Source organism: Nonomuraea sp. CA-141351 (assembly GCF_050944675.1).
In the GTDB taxonomy this organism is placed as follows: domain Bacteria; phylum Actinomycetota; class Actinomycetes; order Streptosporangiales; family Streptosporangiaceae; genus Nonomuraea.
The window spans coordinates 12,590,334-12,611,580 of record NZ_CP191982.1 but is presented as its reverse complement, the minus strand read 5'-3'; the positions used below and the strand labels follow the sequence as shown (position 1 = coordinate 12,611,580).

The 21,247-nt window shown below is 70.2% G+C and carries 22 protein-coding genes; 7 read left to right on the top strand and 15 right to left on the bottom strand.

The window, feature by feature from the left end; translation table 11 throughout:
- Positions 1-2: 2 nt before the first annotated feature.
- Positions 3-2,168, top strand: coding sequence for a polysaccharide lyase 8 family protein (locus tag ACQPWU_RS59340; RefSeq protein WP_433435857.1), 2,166 nt, complete (start codon positions 3-5; stop codon positions 2,166-2,168).
- Between the two features lie 40 nt (positions 2,169-2,208).
- Here the strand turns inward: ACQPWU_RS59340 and ACQPWU_RS59335 are convergent, their stop codons facing one another.
- The 10 genes from ACQPWU_RS59335 to ACQPWU_RS59290 all read right to left on the bottom strand — a co-directional run bounded on the left by ACQPWU_RS59335 (position 2,209) and on the right by ACQPWU_RS59290 (position 11,236).
- Positions 2,209-3,027 carry a patatin-like phospholipase family protein gene (locus tag ACQPWU_RS59335; protein WP_433435856.1) on the bottom strand — a complete coding sequence of 273 codons (819 nt, stop codon included), beginning with the start codon at positions 3,025-3,027 and terminating at the stop codon, positions 2,209-2,211.
- Between the two features lie 61 nt (positions 3,028-3,088).
- Positions 3,089-3,898, bottom strand: coding sequence for an alpha/beta fold hydrolase (locus tag ACQPWU_RS59330; protein ID WP_433435855.1), 810 nt, complete (start codon positions 3,896-3,898; stop codon positions 3,089-3,091).
- 106 nt (positions 3,899-4,004) lie between these two features.
- The gene (locus ACQPWU_RS59325; protein ID WP_433435854.1) at positions 4,005-5,000 is read right to left on the bottom strand and encodes a DUF418 domain-containing protein; all 996 of its coding nucleotides are present in this window, start codon (positions 4,998-5,000) and stop codon (positions 4,005-4,007) included.
- An 82-nt stretch (positions 5,001-5,082) separates the two neighbouring features.
- Positions 5,083-5,304 (bottom strand): cold-shock protein, encoded by a 222-nt coding sequence (locus tag ACQPWU_RS59320; RefSeq protein ID WP_433435853.1) that lies wholly within the window; start codon positions 5,302-5,304, stop codon positions 5,083-5,085.
- On the bottom strand, positions 5,301-6,005 hold the full coding sequence (locus tag ACQPWU_RS59315) for a DUF4097 family beta strand repeat-containing protein (RefSeq protein ID WP_433435852.1): 705 nt from the start codon (positions 6,003-6,005) through the stop codon (positions 5,301-5,303). Before ACQPWU_RS59315 ends, ACQPWU_RS59320 begins: the two co-directional genes overlap by 4 nt.
- 90 nt (positions 6,006-6,095) lie before the next feature.
- Entirely contained in the window at positions 6,096-6,740 is a 645-nt protein-coding gene (locus ACQPWU_RS59310) for a DUF7711 family protein (RefSeq protein ID WP_433435851.1), read from the bottom strand.
- 4 nt (positions 6,741-6,744) lie between these two features.
- Positions 6,745-7,857, bottom strand: a complete 1,113-nt coding sequence (locus ACQPWU_RS59305; protein WP_433435850.1) for a DUF418 domain-containing protein — start codon at positions 7,855-7,857, stop codon at positions 6,745-6,747.
- On the bottom strand, positions 7,841-8,734 hold the full coding sequence (locus tag ACQPWU_RS59300) for an ABC transporter permease (protein WP_433435849.1): 894 nt from the start codon (positions 8,732-8,734) through the stop codon (positions 7,841-7,843). The genes ACQPWU_RS59305 and ACQPWU_RS59300 overlap by 17 nt, the downstream gene beginning before the upstream one ends.
- Before the next feature lie 34 nt (positions 8,735-8,768).
- Positions 8,769-10,322 (bottom strand): hypothetical protein, encoded by a 1,554-nt coding sequence (locus ACQPWU_RS59295; protein ID WP_433435848.1) that lies wholly within the window; start codon positions 10,320-10,322, stop codon positions 8,769-8,771.
- A complete protein-coding gene (locus ACQPWU_RS59290; protein WP_433435846.1) occupies positions 10,319-11,236 on the bottom strand; it encodes an ATP-binding cassette domain-containing protein in 918 nt (305 codons plus the stop codon). Before ACQPWU_RS59290 ends, ACQPWU_RS59295 begins: the two co-directional genes overlap by 4 nt.
- An 87-nt stretch (positions 11,237-11,323) precedes the next feature.
- Between ACQPWU_RS59290 and ACQPWU_RS59285 the strand changes: the two genes are divergently transcribed.
- The 3 genes from ACQPWU_RS59285 to ACQPWU_RS59275 all read left to right on the top strand — a co-directional run bounded on the left by ACQPWU_RS59285 (position 11,324) and on the right by ACQPWU_RS59275 (position 14,139).
- A complete protein-coding gene (locus tag ACQPWU_RS59285; RefSeq protein ID WP_433435844.1) occupies positions 11,324-12,517 on the top strand; it encodes a HAMP domain-containing sensor histidine kinase in 1,194 nt (397 codons plus the stop codon).
- A complete protein-coding gene (locus ACQPWU_RS59280) occupies positions 12,514-13,179 on the top strand; it encodes a response regulator transcription factor (protein WP_433435843.1) in 666 nt (221 codons plus the stop codon). The genes ACQPWU_RS59285 and ACQPWU_RS59280 overlap by 4 nt, the downstream gene beginning before the upstream one ends.
- Positions 13,180-13,242: 63 nt before the next feature.
- Entirely contained in the window at positions 13,243-14,139 is an 897-nt protein-coding gene (locus ACQPWU_RS59275; RefSeq protein WP_433429273.1) for a transposase, read from the top strand.
- 29 nt (positions 14,140-14,168) lie between these two features.
- On the opposite strand, the gene ACQPWU_RS59270 is transcribed toward ACQPWU_RS59275, so the two are convergent.
- From ACQPWU_RS59270 to ACQPWU_RS59255, 4 genes are all read right to left on the bottom strand, one after another.
- Complete coding sequence (locus ACQPWU_RS59270) at positions 14,169-15,206, bottom strand: trypsin-like serine peptidase (RefSeq protein WP_433435842.1); 1,038 nt, start codon at positions 15,204-15,206, stop codon at positions 14,169-14,171.
- A 147-nt stretch (positions 15,207-15,353) separates the two neighbouring features.
- Positions 15,354-16,019 carry a TMEM175 family protein gene (locus tag ACQPWU_RS59265; protein ID WP_433435841.1) on the bottom strand — a complete coding sequence of 222 codons (666 nt, stop codon included), beginning with the start codon at positions 16,017-16,019 and terminating at the stop codon, positions 15,354-15,356.
- On the bottom strand, positions 16,019-16,684 hold the full coding sequence (locus tag ACQPWU_RS59260; RefSeq protein ID WP_433435840.1) for an SDR family oxidoreductase: 666 nt from the start codon (positions 16,682-16,684) through the stop codon (positions 16,019-16,021). Before ACQPWU_RS59260 ends, ACQPWU_RS59265 begins: the two co-directional genes overlap by 1 nt.
- Before the next feature lie 180 nt (positions 16,685-16,864).
- Entirely contained in the window at positions 16,865-17,656 is a 792-nt protein-coding gene (locus ACQPWU_RS59255) for a phytanoyl-CoA dioxygenase family protein (RefSeq protein WP_433435839.1), read from the bottom strand.
- A 102-nt stretch (positions 17,657-17,758) separates the two neighbouring features.
- Here ACQPWU_RS59255 and ACQPWU_RS59250 point away from each other — a divergent pair, with 102 nt between their 5' ends.
- Together ACQPWU_RS59250 and ACQPWU_RS59245 are read left to right on the top strand one after the other, a co-directional pair.
- Positions 17,759-18,712 carry a helix-turn-helix domain-containing protein gene (locus ACQPWU_RS59250; RefSeq protein ID WP_433435838.1) on the top strand — a complete coding sequence of 318 codons (954 nt, stop codon included), beginning with the start codon at positions 17,759-17,761 and terminating at the stop codon, positions 18,710-18,712.
- Positions 18,672-19,409 (top strand): hypothetical protein, encoded by a 738-nt coding sequence (locus ACQPWU_RS59245; RefSeq protein ID WP_433435836.1) that lies wholly within the window; start codon positions 18,672-18,674, stop codon positions 19,407-19,409. Before ACQPWU_RS59250 ends, ACQPWU_RS59245 begins: the two co-directional genes overlap by 41 nt.
- Before the next feature lie 26 nt (positions 19,410-19,435).
- Here the strand turns inward: ACQPWU_RS59245 and ACQPWU_RS59240 are convergent, their stop codons facing one another.
- The gene (locus ACQPWU_RS59240; protein ID WP_433435835.1) at positions 19,436-20,278 is read right to left on the bottom strand and encodes an oxidoreductase; all 843 of its coding nucleotides are present in this window, start codon (positions 20,276-20,278) and stop codon (positions 19,436-19,438) included.
- A 283-nt stretch (positions 20,279-20,561) separates the two neighbouring features.
- Between ACQPWU_RS59240 and ACQPWU_RS59235 the strand changes: the two genes are divergently transcribed.
- Entirely contained in the window at positions 20,562-21,113 is a 552-nt protein-coding gene (locus ACQPWU_RS59235; RefSeq protein WP_433435834.1) for a TetR/AcrR family transcriptional regulator, read from the top strand.
- The last annotated feature ends 134 nt before the right edge of the window (positions 21,114-21,247 follow it).

Genomic DNA, 21,247 nt, shown 5'->3' with positions numbered 1-21,247 from the left:
GCGTGCAGCGACCAACCAGGCGCTCGTTCCTCCAGGTCGGCGGCGTGGCCGCGGTGGGGGCGCTCGGCGCGCTGGTGCCCGCGGAGGCGGCCCACACGCCCGACGACTCCTTCGTGCGATTACGCCGCCGCTGGCGGGAGGTGACCGCCGGGTCGGGGTACGACCCGGCGGCGGAGCCGTACCGGACCTGGCTGGCGGAGCTGGGCAGGAAGGCCGCCCGCTATCGCGACACCATGGCGCCCGCCCGCACCTCGCTCTGGCCCGACCAGCCGTTCCCCTCCTTCATGGCGACGCCGCGGCGGCTGCGCGACATGGCGCACGCGTACGTGCTGGAGGGCACCGGCCTGGCCGGCGACCCCGGCCTGGCGGCGGCCGTCGTGGCAGGCGTGGACCACTACCGGCGGCACGTGTACGCGGCGGGCGGCGACCCCGTGGGCAACTGGTGGCACTGGCAGATCGGCGTGCCGAAGGCGCTGCTCGACACGGCCGTGCTGGTCGATCTGCCCGAGCCGCGGAGCGCGGCGCTGCGGGACGCGGTCGATCACTTCGTCCCGGAGCACCGGCTCGGCCGCTACAGCGGCACCAGCACCGGGGCCAACCGCGTGGACCTGTGCGTGGTGATGCTGCTACGGGCCATGCTCGGCTCCGACTACGGCAAGGCCGCGCTGGCGGTCTCCGCGCTCGCGCCGGTGTTCCGGCTCGTCCGTGACGGCGACGGGTTCTACCGGGACGGGTCGTTCATCCAGCACACGTACGTGCCCTACCAGGGGGCCTACGGGGTGACGCTGCTGTCGGGGCTGGCGACGCTCTTCGCGGTGCTCAGGGGTTCGCCGTGGGAGGTCTCCGACCAGAACGTGTTCGACATGGTCGAGAGGTCGTTCGCCCCCTTCGTCCTGGACGGCGCCTGCATGGACCTGGTCCGCGGCAGGGGAGTCGGCAGGAGGCCGTTCGGCGACCACGAGAAGGGGCGGGGGATCGCCGCGGCGGTCCTGCTGCTGGGGGAGAGCGCCTCGGCCGCCGAGCGGGCCCGCTGGCACGCCATGGTCAAGGGCTGGGCCGTACGCGACACGTACCGGCCGATGCTGGAGCATCCCGAGCCCGCGTTCCACGCCCGGCTGGCGGCGATCATGGACGACGACGCCGTGCCCGCCGCGGCGGAGCCGGTCGGGCACCGGCTGCTGCCGATGAGCGCCAGGGCCGTGCACCGCAGGCCGGGCTGGTGCGCGGCACTCAGCATGGCCTCATCCAGGATCGGCCACTACGAGCACGGCAACGGCGAGAACCTGCGCGGCTGGCACACCGGCTCCGGGATGCTCTACTGGTGGGCCGAGGGCCACGGTGACCAGTACTCCGACGCGTTCTGGACGACCGTGGACCCCTACCGGCTGCCGGGCACCACCGTCTCGGCCCGGCGGCTGCCCGACGGCGCGGGGGAGGCGTGGGGCGACACGTGCACTCCCTGGCGCTGGGTGGGCGGCGCCACCGACGGCACGTACGCGGCCGTCGGCCAGCACATGAGCGGCCTGGAGAGCACTCTGGAGGCCTTCAAGTCCTGGTTCTTCCTGGACGACGCGATCGTGTGCCTGGGCGCGGGCATCACCGCGAAGGACGGCATGACCGTCGAGACAGTCGTGGACAACCGCAGGACCAGAGCCCCTTTGACGGTTCGGGAGGGCTGGGCTCACCTGGAAGGCCACGGCGGCTACGTCGTGTCCCAGCCCCTGCGGACGCTGCGCGAGCGCCGCACGGGCGGCGGCGTGGCCCGCGACTACGTGACGCTCTGGCTGGACCACGGCGTCGATCCCCGCTCGGCCGGCTACCTCTATGTGCTCCTCCCGGGCGCGTCGCAGGAGGAGACCCGTGCCCGGGCGGCCGACCCGGGCTGGGTGCGGGTCCTCGCCAACACCGCCCGGGTGCAGGCCGTACAGGTGCCCTCGCTGGGGATCACGGCGGCCTGCTTCTGGAACGCCGGAGCCGTCGGCGGGCTGAGCGCCTCCGCCCCGTGCGCGGTCCTCGTTCGCGAGCGGCCCGATGGCACGGCCACGCTGACCGTGGCCGACCCGCGGTGCGACCTGGACGAGCTGACCGTGACCTGGGCCGGCTCCGCGTTCACGTTCCGCGGGCCGGCCGATCAGGAGGGCGCCTCGAAAACGATCAGGCTGCGTTGAACATCAGCCCTCCCGCCACGGGAGGTTCAAGGGTCGTAATTCACTCCCAGAGGGCCGCGACGCGGGAGACGGCGGCGCGGCCCTGGGCGTAACCGGCCTTGGCGCTGGGTGTGCGGACCTCCGGGTCGAGTGGGTCGATGCCGAACGCGGCGCGCGAGTCCTCGTCCGGCTCGATGGCCTCGACCTCGCCGTCCAGCTTGGCCCAGGCCGGCTCGCCCATGTCGGGCATCGGCGCCAGCACCAGCACCCGGTCGAACCCGGCCGCGAGGTCGGCGTTGGTGGACGTACGCACGCCGCCGTCCGTGTACCGGACCCCGTCGATGGTCGCGCACGGCCATATGCCGGGCACCGCGCAGCTGGCCGCCACCGCGTCCACCAGCCCCACCCCGGACTCGGGACCGAACAGCCTGGGCTCGCCGCCGGCCGCCTCCACCGCCACGATCACCAGATCGCGATCCGGCCACTCGTGTACCGGAAGCCGGGCCTCGATCACCTCCCGCCGCCTGGCCTCGCTGATCGTGGTGGCGCCGAGCGCCAGCGCGCCGATCTTCCGCCGCGTCTCGGCCGGGTCGGGGGTGTTCTCGTAGATCTCCTGGAGCTTGGGCCACAGCTCCTCGAGCGGTACCCCGCTGGGCAGCTCGAGCGTCTGCAGCGCGGGGTCGATCTGCCGCTCGAGCAGCTTGGAGAGCGGCACGCCGCTGGTGACCTGGGCGGCCACCGCGGAGCCCGCCGACGTGCCGACGACGCGGTCGGCCCCTGTGACGTCCACGCCGCCGTCGGCGAGCGCCGCCAGGACGCCCGTCATCCACGCGATCCCGGCGACCCCGCCGCCGCCCAGCACCAGCGCTCGCTTGCTCATAGGCCCCTCCTTGAAGACTTCTCAGGTCAACATGAGAGGCCCCGGCTCTCTTCCGCCGATCTCAGGCGCTGAGCACCTTTCGCAGCACCTCGGCGAACTCCCCGGTCTTCCCGATGAAGCCGCCGTGGTCGCCGGGGAACTCCGTGGGCGCCGTGCCGAGCAGCTCGGCCAGTGCCACAGAGGTCCGGTACGTGACCAGCCCGTGCGACGCGTCGCCGATGCCCACCACGACGCGGGCCGGGCCGGCCTTCAGCGCGGCGATGTCAGGCACGTAGCGGGTGGTGCCGCGTAGCTCGTGGGCGAGGAAACGACCCATGTCGGCAAGCATCTGTTCGGTCGGCTCCGCGTGAGGCCCGGCCGGGGCGCCCTCGCCGCCCTGGTCGAACCCGGCGTTGGCCATGAACTTGGCGAAGGCCGCCCAGATGCCGTCCCGGTGGTAGGTCGCGATGATGTCATCGGTCGCGGCGCGCTGCTCGGCGGCGTCGGGGAGCAGCTCCAGCGAGGGCGGCTCGTGCGCGACGAGCGTACGCACCCGCTGGGGATGGCGGGCCACCAGCGCCAGCCCGGTCACCGCGCCGCCGCTGCTGCCGAACACATCTGCGGAATCGGCGCCCAGGGCATCCAGGAGGAGGGCCAGGTCGTCGGCCCGCAGCTCCGGGGTGGAGTCCTGCGTGGGGTCCTCGAGCACGCTGCCCGAGATGCCCCGCGGGTCGTGCGTGACCACCGTGTAGTCGCTCGCCATCGCGTCGGCCAGCGGCGCGAAGTCCGCCGCGGCCATCGGTGCCCCCGTGACCAGCAGCACCGGGCCCGAGCCGCGCACCTCGTAACGCAGGCGTCCACCCGGGATCGCGAGGGTGTGAGTGGTCGTCATGGCAACCTCCAGTCGTTTCACCGTCGACGGTATGACTCCCGCCGGCGGCGGAACTCATCGGCCGATGGCGGCCAGATTGCGAGCGACTGTCTCACGGTTCATGCCCCTACTGAACGCGTGCCGGCCCGATCCGCTGCATCGCCGGGCGGCGCAGCCAGGTGGCCCAGCGCCAGAGCCACTCCATCGGGCCGTAGCGGTATCGGCGCAACCACAGCGTGGACAGCAGCCACTGGCTCGCGAGGATGGCGCCGGCGATCGCGAACACGGTGGTCAAGGGCCAGCTGTCCGGCGGGCCGTCCACGGCCTGGGAGATCAGCAGGACGAGGATCGTGGCGCTCAGGTAGTTGGTCAGGGCCATGCGGCCCAGCGGGGCGAAGACGACCTGCAACGCGGGCCTGAGCGGCGTCCTGAGCAGGACCAGCAGGCCGCACACGTAAAAGCCGGCGACCAGCAGTCCGGCCACGGCGAACACCTCTTCGTGGCCGTGGGCCTGCAGCCACAGGACAGGCACGGCCACGGCCCCGAAGAGCACTGTGAGCAGGACAGGGGAAGACCGCTCCATCCGGTCGACCACTCCGTACCGCGTCAGCGCCGAGCCCGCCAGGAACAGCCCGGGGACCAGCGCGGTGAAGCCGCCGAAGGCAGCAGCCACGGCGATGAGCACGGCGGCGAGACCGGCCACGGCCCATCGGGGCAGCCAGGTCGAGGGCAGCAGCACCACCAGGCCGACGACGGCGTAGATGGTGAGGATGTCGCCCTGCCACAGCGCGAACATATGGATCAGCCCCATCCCGAGCAGCACCAGGAGCCGGCGCAGCAGGAGCAGCCGCGGGCTGGGGGTACGTCCGGCGGCGGAGTCGAGGAGGAGCGAGAACCCGATGCCGAACAGCAGCGAGAAGATCGCGAAGAACCGTTGATGGACGAGCAGCCCTAACCACATCGTCCCGGTCGTCTCCACGGGATGTTCCAGGACGACGTCACCGGCATTGGCGATCGGCTGGACGTTGGCCAGCAGTATCCCGCACAGCGCGAAGCCGCGCACGACGTCGAGTGCGGCGATCCGCGGCCTACCAGCGGCCTCGGAGGGAGATTCATGTGCCATGAGCTCCCATCCTGCGGGGCCCGCGCCGGCGCCGGTATCGGCCGAAAGCGCAGTTCCGCGACGGTACTTTCGGCCGGTCGGCTCAGAGCTTGCGGATGTTCTCCGCCACGTAGTCGAAGCTGTCCTGTGACCGTTCGACGACGTCGAACTCGACCTCGTCGCCCGCCTCCAGCGACCGGTATCCCTCCGCCACGATGTCGCTGAAGTGCGCCCACGCGTCACGCCCCGGCGGGAGCTCCGGCGAGGAGATCGCCCCCCAGCCCTTGTCGTCCTTCCAGAACTTCACCGTGCCACGAGTCCTCATGGGGTGACGACCTCCAGATCGCCGGAGTCGGTGGTCAGCTCGATCTGCCGGGCCACCGAGGGGTCGGCGGCCGCCGTGATGTGCTTGTTGCCCGAGTCGGTCTTGGCGACGACGTTGTACGGCCCCTGCGGCACGTGGATCGAGATATTGCCGGAGTCCGAGGAGGTCACGACCTTGTCGGGCTGACCGCCGAACGTCAGGCCCACGTCGCCCGAGTCGGTCTCCGCCGCGACCCGCGTGGCCGCCAGATCGGCTGCCTCGATCGCCCCGGAGTCGGTGCGGGCGTTGAGCTCGCCGGACAGTCCCTTCAGCGTCAGGTCCCCGGAGTCGGAGCTGACATCGACGCGGAGCCCCTTGGGCACCTCCACCTTGTAATCGACCTCACAGGACGAGGAACCGCTGCCCAACCCCCAGGTGCGGGCGCACTTGAAGGCCAGCGTCAGCGTGTCGCCCTGCACCTTGTGGCTGGTCTCCGGTTTGGTCTTGCGCCAGCTGAGCTGCTCGGTCACGTGGATGCCCTGGCGGTCGGACTCGACCACCTCGATGGTGCCGGAGTCGGTTTCCACCCGCACTCCCGCCACCTTGTCGGCCACGTCGTAGGACGCGGTCTCCTCATCGAGTGGACCGGCGAGGCCGCACCCGGATAACAGCACCGCAAGCCCGAGAAGCCCCGCGATCATGCCCGCTCTCTTCATCCCCATGACACCCAAGTCTGAGCCATCCGGGCGTGCGTGGGCGTCGGGGAGTTCCCTGAACCGTCCCTGAGAGCATCCCCCAGGGACCGTGGTCGATCACTCGTCGCGGGCGTCGAGCAGGTCCAGGTAGCCCTGGACCGCCTCCCACAGGTGGTGCTCGGGATACCGGCTCAGGCTGCGATGCCGCCGGCGCCACTGGCGGTCCCAGTACGAGTCGCGTACGGCACGCAAATGGTCGAGCGCCGCCTGCAACTCCCCGGCGACCTCGGCGCGCTCCTCCTGAGGCTGGGGCGTCACCCCGCGCAGCAGGTCGAAGCGGCGCTCGGCGAGCGCGTCCAGCACGCCCTTGTCCGGGCCGTCGAGGGACCAGAACCGGACCGGGTCATGGATGCGATGGTTCGAGACCGGGTCCTGGTGGGAGCGCCACCAGTAGGCGACCCCGCCCTGGTCCAGCCGCAGGAAGTCGACCAGCCACGCGGTGCCCGGCGGATGGGTGCCCCAGCTCACCTCCTCCGGCGGGAGGTTCAGCACCAGGACGATCTCGAGATGATCGATCGGGTCGGCTCCCTCGAGTACGTCGCCGAACACGTGGGCCTCGCGCAGGAACGGCTCGTCCGCCGGCACGCGCCGGGTCTGCTCGCACGCCTGGGCGAGCTGCCGCAGCCGCTCCACCGCCCGCCGATAACGCATGACTTCGCCGTCCCTCCCGGCGACCAGCGTACGGGCTCGGTCGTCGTGCACGTACTCATGTCTGACGGGCCGGCAACGGTGCCTGGTAGGCCCATTGCCAGGCCAGCTCCAGCGGCCCGCGGCTGAACCTGCGCAGCCACAGCGAGGACAGCGCCATGAACAGCAGGCAGATCCCGGCCCACGCCACCGGCACCCACCAGGGACGGAGCCCGTCGAGCCGGTCGGCCAGCCCCAGGCCCCAGCCGTAGCACAGGATGCTGGCCGCCAGGTTCTGGAAGACGTAGCAGGACAGCGCCGTGCGCCCGACGTCCGTGATCCCGCGGCGGAGCAGGCCTGGCGCGCCCCGCATGCCGAGCACGATCGAGGTGATCAGCCCGAGCAGGCCCAGCGCGACCACCGGCGCCAGGAGGTAGCGGTCGACGGCGAACCAGGACGGACCCGCGAAGGAGGTGGCCAGGTTGAGGGGCACGCCGAGACCGAGGCCGAAGACGATCAGCTTCCTGCGCAGGCCCGCGCCGTGCTCCTCGAAGACCCCCGCGCGCATCAGGCGGGTGCCGAGGAGGAACAGGACGATCCCCATGGGGATGATGAAGACCAGCTCGAAGCGGAAGAGGACGACGTTCTGGAGGCGGAGCGCCACCTGGTCGAGCCAGCCGAGCTGGGAGTAGGGGAGAGTGCCGCCGCCACCCTGCCCCGTCATCATCAGGGCCCCGGTGGTCAGGGCCACCATGGCGACGTGCAACGTCCCGGCGGCGACCATCCAGGCGGTGACCGCTCGCCGGCTCCTGCCGACGAGGTACGCGACGATCACGGAGGTGATCGCGTAGCCCATCAGCACGTCGAATTCGAAGACCAGGACGAAGTGCAGGGCGCCTTCGACGAAGAGCAGCGTCGCGCGCCAGAGATACCTGCCAGGCCAGGCCAGGCCCTTGCGGAGCGCGCTGCGGTGCTGCAGCTCGAGGCCGACGCCGAAGAGCAGGGTCAGCAGGCCGAGGAACTTGCCGTTGGCAAGGAAGCGCAGGAACGTCTCCACCACGCCGGCGTCGCCGCCGAGCTGCAGAAACTCCAGGGGGCCGCCTGGCGCGGTGAAGATCCAGATGTTCGTGCCCAGCGTGCCCATGATGGCGACGCCACGCAGCACGTCGAGGGCGTCAATACGTCTGCTCACGCTTTCCAGCCTGCTTGCGCGAACATCGGCCTTGATCGTCCCGCGGGGCGAAATGGCCCGTACATCGATCGATGTACGGGCTTACATCTTTAGTGAATCCAGGTGGCCTCGGCCATGCGTCGCGGGCCCGTAGCAGCAGCCCGCCACCCAGCATCGCCGCTGCGGCCCAGGCGGCCGGCACGCCCAGGCCCGCCCATGGGGTGAGGGGCAGGCTGGCGAGGTTGGTGGTGGTCTGGATGGCGAGCCCGGCGTTCATGGGGGAGATCTGCCAGAGCAGCCGCTGCCAGTGATCGTCGTTGATCATGAGGATGAGAGCGGGGAAGAGGTAGAGCAGGCCCAGTACGACCCCGATGGCGGTGGCGGAGTCACGTACGGCGGTGGCGATCCCCAGGCTGAGCAGGGCGATGAGAGCCAGGTAGAGGACGGAGCCGAAGGCGGCGCGCAGCATGGGGCCGCTGGTGAGGATGAGCGGGTCGGCGGGGAAGCCGTTGTCGAGCAGGATGGGCCGCGCGGCCAGCGTGGAGGCGAGCACGGCGACGCTCCCGGCGATCAGGATCAGGCCGACCAGGATGATCGCCTTGGCGGCCAGCACCTTGGTCCGGTCCGGCATGGCCGTCAGGGTCATGCGGATCATGCCGGTGCTGTGTTCGCCGGTGATCGCCAGTACGGCCAGGATGGCGACGACTGCCTGACTCACCTGGACCCCGAAGAGGCTGATCTTGGCGGGGTCGTAGCCGCAGCCTTCCGAGGCACAGGAGACGACGGCGGAGGCGGCGGCGCCGGCGGTGACGGTCAGCACGATGATCGTGAACAGCAGCCAGCCGGTGCCTGCCAGGGTACGGAGTTTCGTCCACTCGGCATGCAGGTGCGTTCTCACGCACGCCTCCCGCGGATGCGCGGGCGATGAGGTTTCATGCGTCTCTCCGGCGGAGTTGGAAGGCGGCCAGGCCGAGGGCGAGCGCGGCATAGACGGCGAGCACGGCGAGGCCGGCCCACGGCGGCAGCGGATAGAACCCGGCGGTGGGCGCGTAGTGCTGGAGCACGTGCGGGTACTCAGGGATGCTCTGCTGGATGGCGAAACCGGCCGCGGGGGTGACGCGCAGCAGCCATCGCGCTGCGCTGTCGGGCAGGATCGAGGTGGTCGCGACGACGTGCGGGACCACGATCGCCACGATGGCGGTGATGACCGCCGCGACGCTGCGCCGCAGCAGCGCGCCGAGGGCGAGGGCGAGTACGGCGGCCAGCGCGAGCAGCGCCGCCATGCCGATCACGATGCGCGCCTGGGTGAGCAGGGACACGGGGAGGATGGCGTTGCCGTTGGCGCGTAGGATCTGCCCCCCGATCGCGAACGTGATCGTGGTGGCGGGCAGGGCGGCGGCGAAGGTGACCAGGCCGAGCGCGAGGGCCTTGGCCACCAGCGTCCGGCCGCGGCGCGGGCCGGCCAGCAGGCTGGTGCGGATCAGGCCGTGCCGGTACTCGGCGGTGACGAACATGACGGCCACCACGATCACCAGGATGAGCCCGGTCAGCACGCTGCTGAGTGGACGTTCGGCGGTCGGGCCCTCCATGTCCGGCGCGATGTCGCCGACGCCGGTTACGGAGAAGGTGCCGCCGGACTGGCCGGCGCGGCCAGGGTGGTGGGGCGAGCCGTCGGGCGCGAGATCGAGGCCGATGTCGTCGTCGCGCCAGGCGCCGGACGCGTTGCCCTCCACCTTGACCTGGTCGAATTCGCCGGTGGCCTCGGTGAAGCGCACCGCCGCGATGGAGCCGCCGAGATCTCCCTGCGTGACCGTCAGGTCGCCGGGGGAGGCCGCGAACATTCCGGCCTGGACTGTCCGCGGTAGTCCGGCCAGAGTCGCGGTGCCGATTCGGGTCCAGTTCGTGCCGTCGGCGGACTCGTACCCTGTGAGGGTGTCGCCGGAGCGGGTCAGCCGCAGCCAGCGCGGCGCTTGCTTGGAGACGCCGCCCGGCCGGCCGGCCACGTCGTGCGTGAAGTTGTGCTGCATCCGCACCCCGTGCTCGCCGGTCGCCATCACCGCCGCGTAGGGCGAGCCTTGCTTGGTGCTCTCCTTGATCATGACTCCGGCCTTGGCCCACGGCACGAGCCCGGGAACCACGTTCCGCACCCCAGCGGCGACGTCGGGTTTGCGGATCTGGCCGGTCATGGAGGTGAGGCGGACGGTGATGGTGCCGTCCCCTGCCAGCGGCCGGTGCACGAAGTAGAACTTGTCGGTCACGGCCTCGCCGTCCGGCCCCACCAAAGGTGGTGGACAGGCGACCTCGACGGGACCAGAGCTGCACGAGGCGTGGTTGCCGGACGCGGAGAGCAGCCCGAGCAGTACGGTGACCAGCGCCGCCGCGGCCATGGCGACCACCCAGCCGCGTACCGTCCTGAACTTGGTCCACTCGGCGCGCAGCAGCCGCCCGAAGTCCTCGAGCCCGGCCCGATGTGAGACGGCGCTCATCGTGTCGCTCCCCGGTATTCGACCGCGTCGCTGGTGAGGTCCATGTAGGCCTGCTCCAACGTCACCCGAAGACCTGTCACCTCGGAGAACGGCACCGCGTTCGCGTTGAGTACGGCCACGACGCGCTCGGACGGCAGTCCTGAGACGACGAGCACGTCGTGATCGGCCACGGCCGTGGTGGCGCCGGCGTGGCCCAGCACCGACATCGCCGCGGAGCGCGCCGGCGTCCGCAGCGTGACCCGGCCGCGGGAGGCGGTCGTGATCAGCTCGGCCACGCTGGTGTCGGCGATGACGCGGCCCCTGCCCACCACCACGAGATGGTCGGCGGTGTCCTCCAGCTCGCTCATCAGGTGGCTGGACACCAGCACGGCACGCCCCTCGCCGGCCAGCGACCGCAGCAGGCCGCGCATCCACACGATGCCCTCGGGATCCAGGCCGTTGACCGGCTCATCCAGCATGAGCACCGGCGGGTCCCCGAGCAGCGCGGCGGCGATGCCGAGCCGCTGCCGCATGCCCAGCGAGAAGCCGCCCGCCCTGCGCCGGGCCGCGGACCGCATCCCGACCTGCTCGAGCACCTCGTCGACCCGCCGCGCGCCCAGTCCTTGCGAGTGGGCCAGCCACAGCAGGTGATTGCGGGCCGTGCGGCTCGGCTGCAGCGCCCCCGCGTCAAGCAGCGCGCCGACGTGGCGCAGCGGGGTGCGCAGGCTCCTGTACGCTCGCCCGCCGATCAGCGCGTGGCCCTCGTCGGCCGCGTCCAATCCGAGGATCACCCGCATCGTGGTGGACTTGCCCGCCCCGTTCGGGCCGACGAAACCGGTGACGTGGCCGGGCCGTACGGTGAACGACATGCCGTCCAGCGCCAGGGTCTGGCCGAACCGTTTGCGCAGCCCGTTGACTTCGATGGTTGCCTGCATGTGACCGGTTGTACGGATCAGGCCCTAACAGGGGCCGAACAGGGGCTGTCACATCGCTGTTAGGGCCGGCGCGGCATCCTGGTGTGCATGAGAACGTGGCGACGCCCGGAGAGCACCGCACGACTGCGCTTCACCGTCTTGTACGGTGTCATGTTCCTGCTCTCCGGCGTCGGACTGCTGGTCATCACCAACCTCGTGGGCCTCGGCGGGACGATGGTCAGCCGATCCGCGGCTCCGGCCGAGCCGGCCACGCTTGCCGACGCCGATCGCATCGCATGGCTGCAGGCTCGGCTGTCGGACACCCACGCGGCGCAGTCGCGCCAGCTTCTGATCGGCTCGGTGGTGGCACTCGTGGTCATGGGCGTGGTGTCGGTCATACTGGGCCGGGTCATCGCGGGCCGGGTGCTGCGCCCGCTGTCGATGATCACGGCGGCGACCCGCCGGATCACCGCCGACAACCTCAACGAGCGACTGGCCGTGCATGGCCCGGACGACGAGGTGAAGGATCTCGCCGACACCATCGACGATCTGCTGGAACGACTGGAGAGCTCCTTCGCCGCGCAGCGCCGGTTCGTGGCCAACGCCTCCCACGAGCTCCGCACTCCGCTGGCCACCATGCGCGCGTCCCTGGACGTGGCCTTGGCCAAGCCAGAGCCCGTACCGGCGCAGACCGCCGCGCTGGCCGACCGGCTCCGCACCGAGCTCGACCAGGTCGACCGGCTACTCGAAGGTCTCCTCATGCTCGCCCGCGCCCAGCACGGCTCCCTGCCCGACCGTACGACGCTCTCGCTGGGCCGCCTGGCGACCGCGGCCTTGGCCGCCCGGTCCGCCGACATCACCGCCAAGAGGATCACCGTCGACTCCTCAGGCGACTTCTCGGGCGACTTCTTGGGCGCGGACGACAGCGGGTGGACGCAGGGGAACAGGACGCTCCTCACTCGCATGATCGACAACCTGATCGACAACGCCGTCACCCACAACCAGGACGGCGGCTGGATCCGCCTCGCCGCCACCACTGACGACGCGACGACTCAGCTCGTCGTCGAGACCGGCGGGCGCATCCTCGACCAGGAGCAGGTTGATCGATTGGCCCGGCCCTTCCAGCGGCTCGGCGCCGACCGCACGCACTCCGGCAGCGGCTCCGGGCTCGGCCTGTCGATCGTCGCGGCCATCGCCGCGGCGCACGGCGGCACCCTCGACCTGCGGGCCCGGCCGGAAGGAGGCCTCCGGGCCGCCATCTCACTGCCCTTGGCGGCCGTGCCGGCGGGGGTTCCGGCGTGAGAGTGCTCGTGGTGGAGGACGCCCGTACCCTGGCCGACGTGCTGGTCGAAGGGCTGAGCGATCAGGGCATGGCCGTGGACGTGGCCTACGACGGCCTGGAGGCCGCCGCCAAGCTCGACCTCAACGCCTACGACGTGGTCGTCCTCGATCGTGACCTGCCGGGCATCCACGGCGACACGCTCTGCCAGATGATCATTGAACGCGACGACCGCGTCATGGTCCTGATGCTGACCGCCGCCGACTCGCCCGTCGACCGGGTCACAGGCCTGACCCTGGGAGCCGACGACTACCTGGCCAAGCCTTTCCACTTCCCCGAACTGGTGCTGCGCATCCGCTCCCTGGCCCGCCGCCAGCCCTCCGCCCGGCCCCGCACGCTGCGCGCGGCGGGGATCGAGCTCGACCCGCTGCGCCGCATCGCCACCCGCGACGGCCGTCCCCTGGATCTGTCGGTCAAGGAGTTCGCCCTGCTCGAAGCCCTCCTCCGCGCCGCCCCCGCCTTTCTCAGCGCCGAGGACCTGCTCGAACAGGTGTGGGACGAGCACGCCAACCCCCTGACCAACACCGTCACGGTCACCATCGGCCGCCTCCGCCGCAAACTCGGCGAGCCCCCGGTCATCACCACCACGCCCGGAGTGGGTTATCGCATCACGGCCGCCGGCTAGATCGCTGATGTGAAATTTTGGTGATCGGCCGCGGGCGTGACGAAGGGCGTCCATTGTCGGTGTGTGAAGACTGACTTAGACGCCCTTCTGACCGCACTCTATGTGCATCTGGACGATCACGTGATGCCTTCGCGGGGACGGCCTCGCGGACGGGGCCGGCCGCCGGTGCTGACCCCGGCCGAGGCGGTGGTCGTGGCAGTGGCGCAGGTGCTGCTGCGGTGTGATGACGAACGCCGCTGGATGCGGATGGCGGCCAGCCGGATCGGGCACCTGTTCCCCAGGCTGCCGTCCCAGTCGCAGTACAACCGGCAACTGCGTGATCTGGGGCCGGCCATGTCGGCGGCGGCGTTGTGGCTGGCCCGCCAGGTCCCGACCTGGCACGAGCCTTTGCGGCTGATGGACGGCACCCCGATCCGCTGCGGCGCCTCGCGAGTGACGGTCAACAGATCACACCTGGGTGAGATCGCCGGATACGGCATGGACAAGTCCCACCACGCCTTCTACTGGGGCGCCAAGCTGATGCTGATCACTACCGCTGATGGCGCGGTGACCGGCTTCAGCCTGGCCCACCCCAAAGAGCTCGATGAACGCAAGCAGGCCCTGCACCTGCTGCACGTCCACCAGATAGCCGACGGGCCATGCCCGATCGTGTGCGACAAGGGATTCGCCGGAGCCGGCATCGAGAAGGCCGCCGCCGATCTGGGTCATCTCCTGATCCGGCCGACCCGCGAAGACGAGCCTGCACGCGCCCTGCCCTTTCCCGGCTGGCTGCGCCAGCGCATCGAGGCGATCATCTGGACACTGAAGAACCAGCTCGGCCTCGAACGCCACAACGCCCGCCACCCCGACGGCCTCTGGGCCCGTATCAGCCAGCGCATCCTCGCCCTCAACGCCGCAATCTGGCACAACTGGAACACCGACGCACCCGTGAAACGGTCCCTGACCGCCTACGACCACTAACCCAAATTCACATCAGCGATCTAGGCCGTTCAGATGATGCGGCCGCTCCAGGACGAGGCCGCGGCGCGGAAGACCGTGTACAGCCCGCTGTCGAAGTACGGGGAGACTCCCGTGTCGTAGCGCCCGTCGCCGTCGGTGTCGGAGACGCCGGTCGTGATGCCGTTGAGGTAGCCGAGGCGGTGGTCGTCGCTGTAGCTCTCCAGCCAGGAGGAGCCGAGGGAGCCTTCGCCGGTGAACGGGGAGTCGACGCCGATGGGCTGGTCGGCGGGAGGCTCGGAGAGCCTCATGACGAAGGTCTGCCCGGTGGACCGTTCGAGGGTCTCGCCGGTGTAGGGCCGGGTTCCGTCGGGGTGGAGGCCGGCGGGGTAGCCGAAGACGTCGACGGTTGGGGTCGTCGTCTGGTTGAAGGCGAGGCCCTGCCCGCCGACGATGTCGACCAGTCTCCCAGTGGTGGTCAGCGCTCCCGAGGAGGACGGGACGACGCCGCTGTAGACGTTCACGAAGGCGAAGTCGCGGTCGTGGTCGCTGTACTGGGTGAAGTCGTAATGGACGAACGCCTGCTTTCCGACGTACAGGCCGGACGGGGTGGTGCCCTCGGAGTAACTGGGAACGAAGGCCCACTTGTCGACCGTGGCGGGGGCGCCCTCCATGTCGTACACGCAGTGCGCGGCCGTGGCGACGAGATTGCGGTACTGCGTCTGCACGGCGGTGCCCGAACACCAGTGCGGCTGACCGTCGGCCCCGACGAAGAAGACCTTGCCCGAGGTCTGGGGCAGTTCGCCTTCCGCCTCCGGCGGCACCGGCGTGACCAGGCCGGGCTTGCCGGGCGGAACGACGGCGCCGGACGTGCGTTCCCCGCGTACCTCGGTCCGCGGGGCGTAGGGCGTGGCGCTCCTGAGGTTGGCACCCCCGTCGGCGAGCCAGAACGTCGCGACCTGCAGGGCGTTCGCCGTGCTGAAGGTCAGCGGGGCCGACACCACATCCGCGGCCTGGGCGGGCCCGGCAACGGCGGTGGCGCCCAGCAGCCCCAAGCCGATGCCTAACGCGAGCAGCCTGCGTCTCATCATCGATCTTCCCCGTTCCGCCGTAGGGCGTCCTTGACGGCCCCACCAGTATGGAAAGCCGGTCTGGTCGGACCAGCAGGAAGATCGTAATCCTTGTGGGATGTCCAGTGAAGACTAAATTAGAACTTATGTTCGATCGTATTTACCGTGTCAGAAGCTGCTGAGCCGCCAGATCCTGGGCGCGACCGCGGAGTTCAGCTGGAGCAGGACGATCAGTACGATGCTGACATACGTGTTGATCGCCGACAGTGCCACGGCGACCGCGTACAGCGCCTGGTAGATGACGATCCGGCGTCGGTGCGCCCGGCGTATTTCACGGTCCACGTCCGCCTTCAGCAGTCCGGCCCGGTGCCCGTACGTGATGCTGGCCAGCAGCATCGCACCGAGCAGCAGCAGGTTCAGCCAGTAGACGGCCAGGGCGAGCCGGTAGTCGATGTACTCGCCGAGCAGCGCTGTGGAGAACGGCATGAGCGAGACCGCGGCCAGGAACGCGAGGTGGATCCACGTCAGATGCCGGTTGGCCCGCTTGAACTGGTTGAGCTGCGTCTGCTGCCCCAACCAGAAGATGCCGAGAGTCAGGAAGCTCATGAAGTAGGTGAGCAGTTTCGGCCCGAGCAGCACAAGCGCGTGCCATAACCCCTGCTCCGCGTTGAGGGCGCCGCTCTCCCAGACAGGGTTCTGGCGGTGCACGGCCTCGACCACCGGCGCGTGCAACTCCAGGACCAGCAGTGTCATGGCGATGGCGAACACGCCGTCGCTCAGTCCGGCCAGCCTGCCGACGCTGCCGCCGGAGAAGCGGGAGTAGAGGGCAGGCATCAGGTGGGCTGGCCGGTGGGGCGCACGACGACCGTGTTCACGTCCACGCCTGCGGGCTGGGCCAGCGCCCAGGCGATGGCGTCGGCGATGTTCTCCGCGCTGAGCAGTGGCCCGTCGGGGCGGCCGTCCGGCCAGAACGAGGTGTCCACGCGGCCGGGCGCGATCAGCGTCACACCGACGCCGTCGCCAGTCACGAGCATGCGGGTGTTCTCGGCGAGCGCGGTCACCGCCCACTTCGTCACCGAGTACATGTTGCCCGGCGAGTGGACGAACCCGGCGACGCTGCCGACCAGCACGATCCGGCCGCGGGTCTCGCGCAGCGCGGGCAACGCGGCCTTCACGAGCAGGGCGGGGCCGAGCACGTTGGTGAGGACCATGTCGCGCAGCCGGTCCGGGGCGGTCTCGGTGAGCGGGCCGTGAGTGGAGAAGCCGGCGTTGGCGACAACGTGATCGAGCCTGCCGTACTCCTTGACGGTCGCCACCACGGCATCGTGTACGGCGTCGTAGTCGGTGGCGTCCCCGGGCAGCCGTAACACGCCAGGTACCTGGGCGAGCCTGGCCTCGTCGCGGCCGGTGACGGCGACCGCCTGCCCGTCGGCGACCAGCCGCTTGGCGAGCGCCAACCCGATGCCACTCGCTCCACCTGTGATCAGCGTTGTTTTCACGGCGACACAGTAGGAGGCAGAACCCGCCAGCGGCCAATAAATCTGCTTATGGCTGGTCAGACAGAAACCGATGAGTTACGACGAAACCAAGGTGCGAGGACCGCCCAGTCCCAACTGCGCTGCCGACCCCGCCGTGAACGCCCTGGAAATTGCATGAGGTCGCGGTGGCCTTTGAGCGGGTCAGGCCCAGGGGCGGGGGAAGGTGTCGCCGTCCAACCGGTCGCCAGCGGCGAGTCCGAGAGGATCGGTCACGATGTGCCCGGTTCCGCTGTAGCGGGTCGCCTCGTCCATGTAGATGGTGACGTGCGCGAGCCGAGCTTGGTCGGTACGGTTGGGCAGCGCCATGTGGCCGGTGTAGCCGCTGTGGAAGGTGCAGTCGCCGGCGCGGAGCGGCACGGTGACCCGGGGGATCCAGCGCAGCGACGGGTCCAGCTCGAACAGGTCTTCCTCGTGGTGGAGGTCCTGCGGGCGCAGGCCGGTGCGATCCTGGGTGCCGGGCAGGAAGGTCATGCACCCCCGCTCCGGCGGAACGTCGACCAGCGCTATCCACGCCGACAGCGGGAGCCGGTCGCCTGCGTGCGGCCAGTACGGACGATCCTGGTGGAACTCCGTGGCGGCGTTGTTGTGCGGCTCCTTGACCAGCATCTGGTCGTGCCAGAGCCGCAGCGAGAAGCCGGCGAGCTGTTCGGCGATCCGGCCGAGCCGTGGGTCGAACGTGAGCTCCCGCAGCGTCTGGTCGTGTTGCCAGACGTTGACCAGCTGGCTGAAGACGCCTCGCTTCTCCAGGCTCTCCGCGCGATGCGCCTCCAGGAACGCCTCGGCGCCGGCCCGGAAGCGCTCGACCTGGTCCGGTTCCAGAACGCCTCGCACTCGGACGAAACCGTGTTCGCGGTACGCCGCCACAAGCTCCTCCCGTACCCGGCCGTCGGCGCCGACATCGCTGCGGGACTGCCCGGTCGTGGTCGTCATCATCGCTGACCTCCAAGGTTCTTGCCGTTGGGATACCACCCAGCATCGTCGTGGTGTGCCGCGACGGGCTAGGCCGATCCCGGCGAACAGTCGTACGATCCCGACATGCCTGCCACGCTGCACGAGCACGCCCTGTTCGCCGGGGGTCCGGTCTTGGCAGGCGTCCACCACCTGAACCCCGACATCGAGCCGCACGCGCACGACTTCCTCGAGATCGCGGTGATCGGAACCGGTCACGGCCGGCACGTGACCAGCCAGGGCGAGCGCCCGCTGCGGCGCGGTGAGGTCATCGTGCTCCGCCCCGGCGCCTGGCACGGATTCCGGGACTGCACCGACCTGACCGTCGCCAACTGCTGCCTGTCCGCTCAGGCGCTACGAGCCGAACTGGCGGCGCTGTACGACATCCCGATGCTGCGCCGGATGTTGTGGACCGATCCGGCGGCATCCGGCACGCACGGCGTGGCGGTCACGAACGTCGATCCGGCCGCCGCCGAGGAGGCCATCGCGGAGATCGGCCTGCTCGAACGGGACCTCGGAGCCGATCAGCGCCGGCCGGGCCGCGTGCTGGGCCGGCTGGTCACCGTGCTCGGCGTCCTGGCCGACGGCCGCGACCCCGAACAGCCGACGTTCGAGTCCGCCGTCCACCCCGCGGTCGCCGCCACCATCGCCCGGCTCGAGGCCGCGCCGGCCCATCCGTGGCGGCTGGACGACCTAGCCCAAGCGGTCAACCTGGATCCCGCCTACCTCGGCCGGCTGTTCAGACAGTACGCCGGGTTGACGCCGCTGGGCTTCCTGGCCCGGCTGCGGGCCGAACGCGCCGCCACGTTACTGGCACACTCGTCTCTGCCGGCCGCCCGGGTCGGCGCCGCCGTCGGCTGGGACGACCCGACCTACTTCGCCCGCCGCTTCCGGGCGCTGGTCGGGCTGACACCCACCGAGTACCGGCGACGTAGCCGATCAGCCACCCATACGCAGCTCAGCGCCCCGGCCGAGGCGACCGACGAGCGGAGATCACACGATGCCCACTCAGCAGCCCCTCACCTACCACGCGTTCGTTGAACTCGCCACCGCCGACCCCGCCGTCGTCGGACTCGTCCTCAAGGGCTCCCACGCCCACGACGACATGATCACCGAGCACTCGGACCATGACCTGTACGTCGTCCTCGCCGACGGCGCGGCAACGGATCTCATCCGGTTCACGGGCCACCGCACCCCCGAGCTCGACCTCGTCATCCTCTCCCTCGCCGAGTTCCGCGCGGCCGGAATGCCGGGCTTCGAGCGCTACGCCCTCGCCCGCGCCCGGATCGTGCTCGACCGGCTCGACGGAGGCATCGCCCAGATCCTGGCCGCCAAGGCACGGCTCGACGCCGATGAAGCATTCCGGGACTCCGGTGAATGGCTCGACGCCTATGCCAATTCTCTCTACCGCTCCGTCAAGAACGACCGTGACGGACATTCACTCGCCGCCCGCCTCGACGCGGCCGACAGCATCCGCTTTCTGCTGGAGCTGCTTTTCGCAATGGACCGTCGCCCCCGCCCCTACAACAAGTACCTGGAATGGGAACTCGCCCGATACCCGCTGCCCGATTGGGACACCGGCCTGTTGCTGGACGCCGTGCACCGCATCTCAGGAACGGGCGACGTGCCCCTGCAGCGGCGCATCTTCGCCCATGTCGAGGCAGCGGCCCGGCGCGCCGGGCACGGCGCGGTGCTGGACGCATGGGGCGAGGACCTCGACCTGATGCGACCGCAATAGGGGATGTCGCGAAAGGCTCCCGCCGGCTAGCGTTCGTCGACGGGGTAGTCGGCCGAGCGGCTCACGTCGGCCCATTTCTCGGTTTCGGCGGCGCGGATCTCGGCGGCTTTCTGGGCGGAGGCGACGGCGTCGCTGCCGAGGAGGAGTCGTCGGGGTGGGTCGTCGTCGCGGACGACGTCGATGATGATCTTGGCGGCGCGGGCGGGGTCGCCGGGCTGGGCGCCGTCGGTGTCGCGTCGGTAGCGGTGGATGGCGCCCACGGTCTGCTCGTAGTCGGCGCCGACGGGGTGGATCTCCATGGAGGAGCCTTGCCAGTCGGTGCGGAACGCGCCCGGCTCGATGATGATGACCTTGATGCCGAAGGGTGCGACTTCGTTGGCGAGGACCTCGGAGAAGCCTTCGACGGCGAACTTGGCGGTCTGGTAGGCGCCCATTCCGGGGGTGCCGCCGACGCGCCCTCCGATGGAGGAGAACTGTACGAAGACTCCTGATCGTTGGGTGCGCAGGACGGGCAGGGCGGCCCGTGTGACGTTCACGACACCGAAGAGGTTGGTTTCGATCTGGGCGCGGAAGTCGTCTTCGGCCATCTCTTCGATAGGTGCGCTGTTGCCGTAGCCGGCGTTGTTGACGACCACGTCGAGGGTGCCGAAGGTGTCGGCGGCCTCCTTGACCGCTCGGGAGGCTGCGGCGGTGTCGGTGACGTCGAGCGCGACCGCTCGTATCCGGTCGCCGTGGCGGGCCACCAGGTCGTCGAGTTGCTTGGGGTCGCGTGCGGTGGCGACGACCTGGTCGCCTGCTTCGAGGACGGCTTCGGTGAGGTGGCGTCCGAAGCCGCGTGACGCTCCGGTGATGAGCCATGTCGTGGCCATGAGTGGCTCCTTTACTGACGTTCTCTAACTGCCTCATAACTGTAGCAGTTATGTGCCTAAGCTGCGCATCGGCGTGACATGACTGCAAGGGCTCTGCTTGTGCCGGTACGTCTCGAGCAGCCGCAGTCACACCTCGCTGAGTGATCGCCACGGTGGAGGAACTCGGCGACGCCTGGTCCGGCGGAGGATAGCCGCCTCACAGAGGTAGCGGTTAAACTTGTAAATCACCCATTAACGTGACACTAGTTTCTTCATGTGCTACGTGACGGGGTACCTTGGGCAGGTGAGAGCAGACGCGACACGCAACCTGGAACGCGTCCTGAGCACGGGCGCCCGCATGCTCGCCGACGACCCCTCGGCGACCATCGCGGCCATCGCCGCCGCGGCAGGGGTGGACCGCCGCACGGTCTACCGCCGCTTCGCCTCCCGCGAAGACCTCATGGCCGCCGTCTACGGAGCGCGCTACGACGCGGTAGAGGAGGCCATCGAGGCCGCCAGGCTACGCGAGGCCCCCGTCGCGGTCGCACTGCATCGATACGTCGAGGGCATCATCGCCGTCAACCGCAAGTGGCCCGTGGAAACGAGCCGCATGCTCCGCGAGGTGACGATCCTCGAGCGCCGCCGCCGCCTGATCGACGAGGTCGACGCCTTCCTGCAGCGCGCCGCCGACGAGGGCCTGCTGCGTTCCGACCTGCCGCCCGGCTGGGCGGCCACGGTCCTGCCGCCGCTGATGGAACACGCCGCCGAGAGCCTGTCCGAGCTGAGCGCCGCACAGGCCGCCGACGTCGTGGTCGACACACTGCTGCGAGGCGTCGGCACCCCACAGGCGCGCTGACCCTGCGCGGTGGTGGCGCGCGGCCGGGCAGGCCTGGCCTCAGGCAAGCCGGCTGCGCCACGTCCACGCCACCGAACGGATCAACGCTGGCGTCTCCGCTCTATGCGCTGCTAGACGACACGGTCGCCGACGAC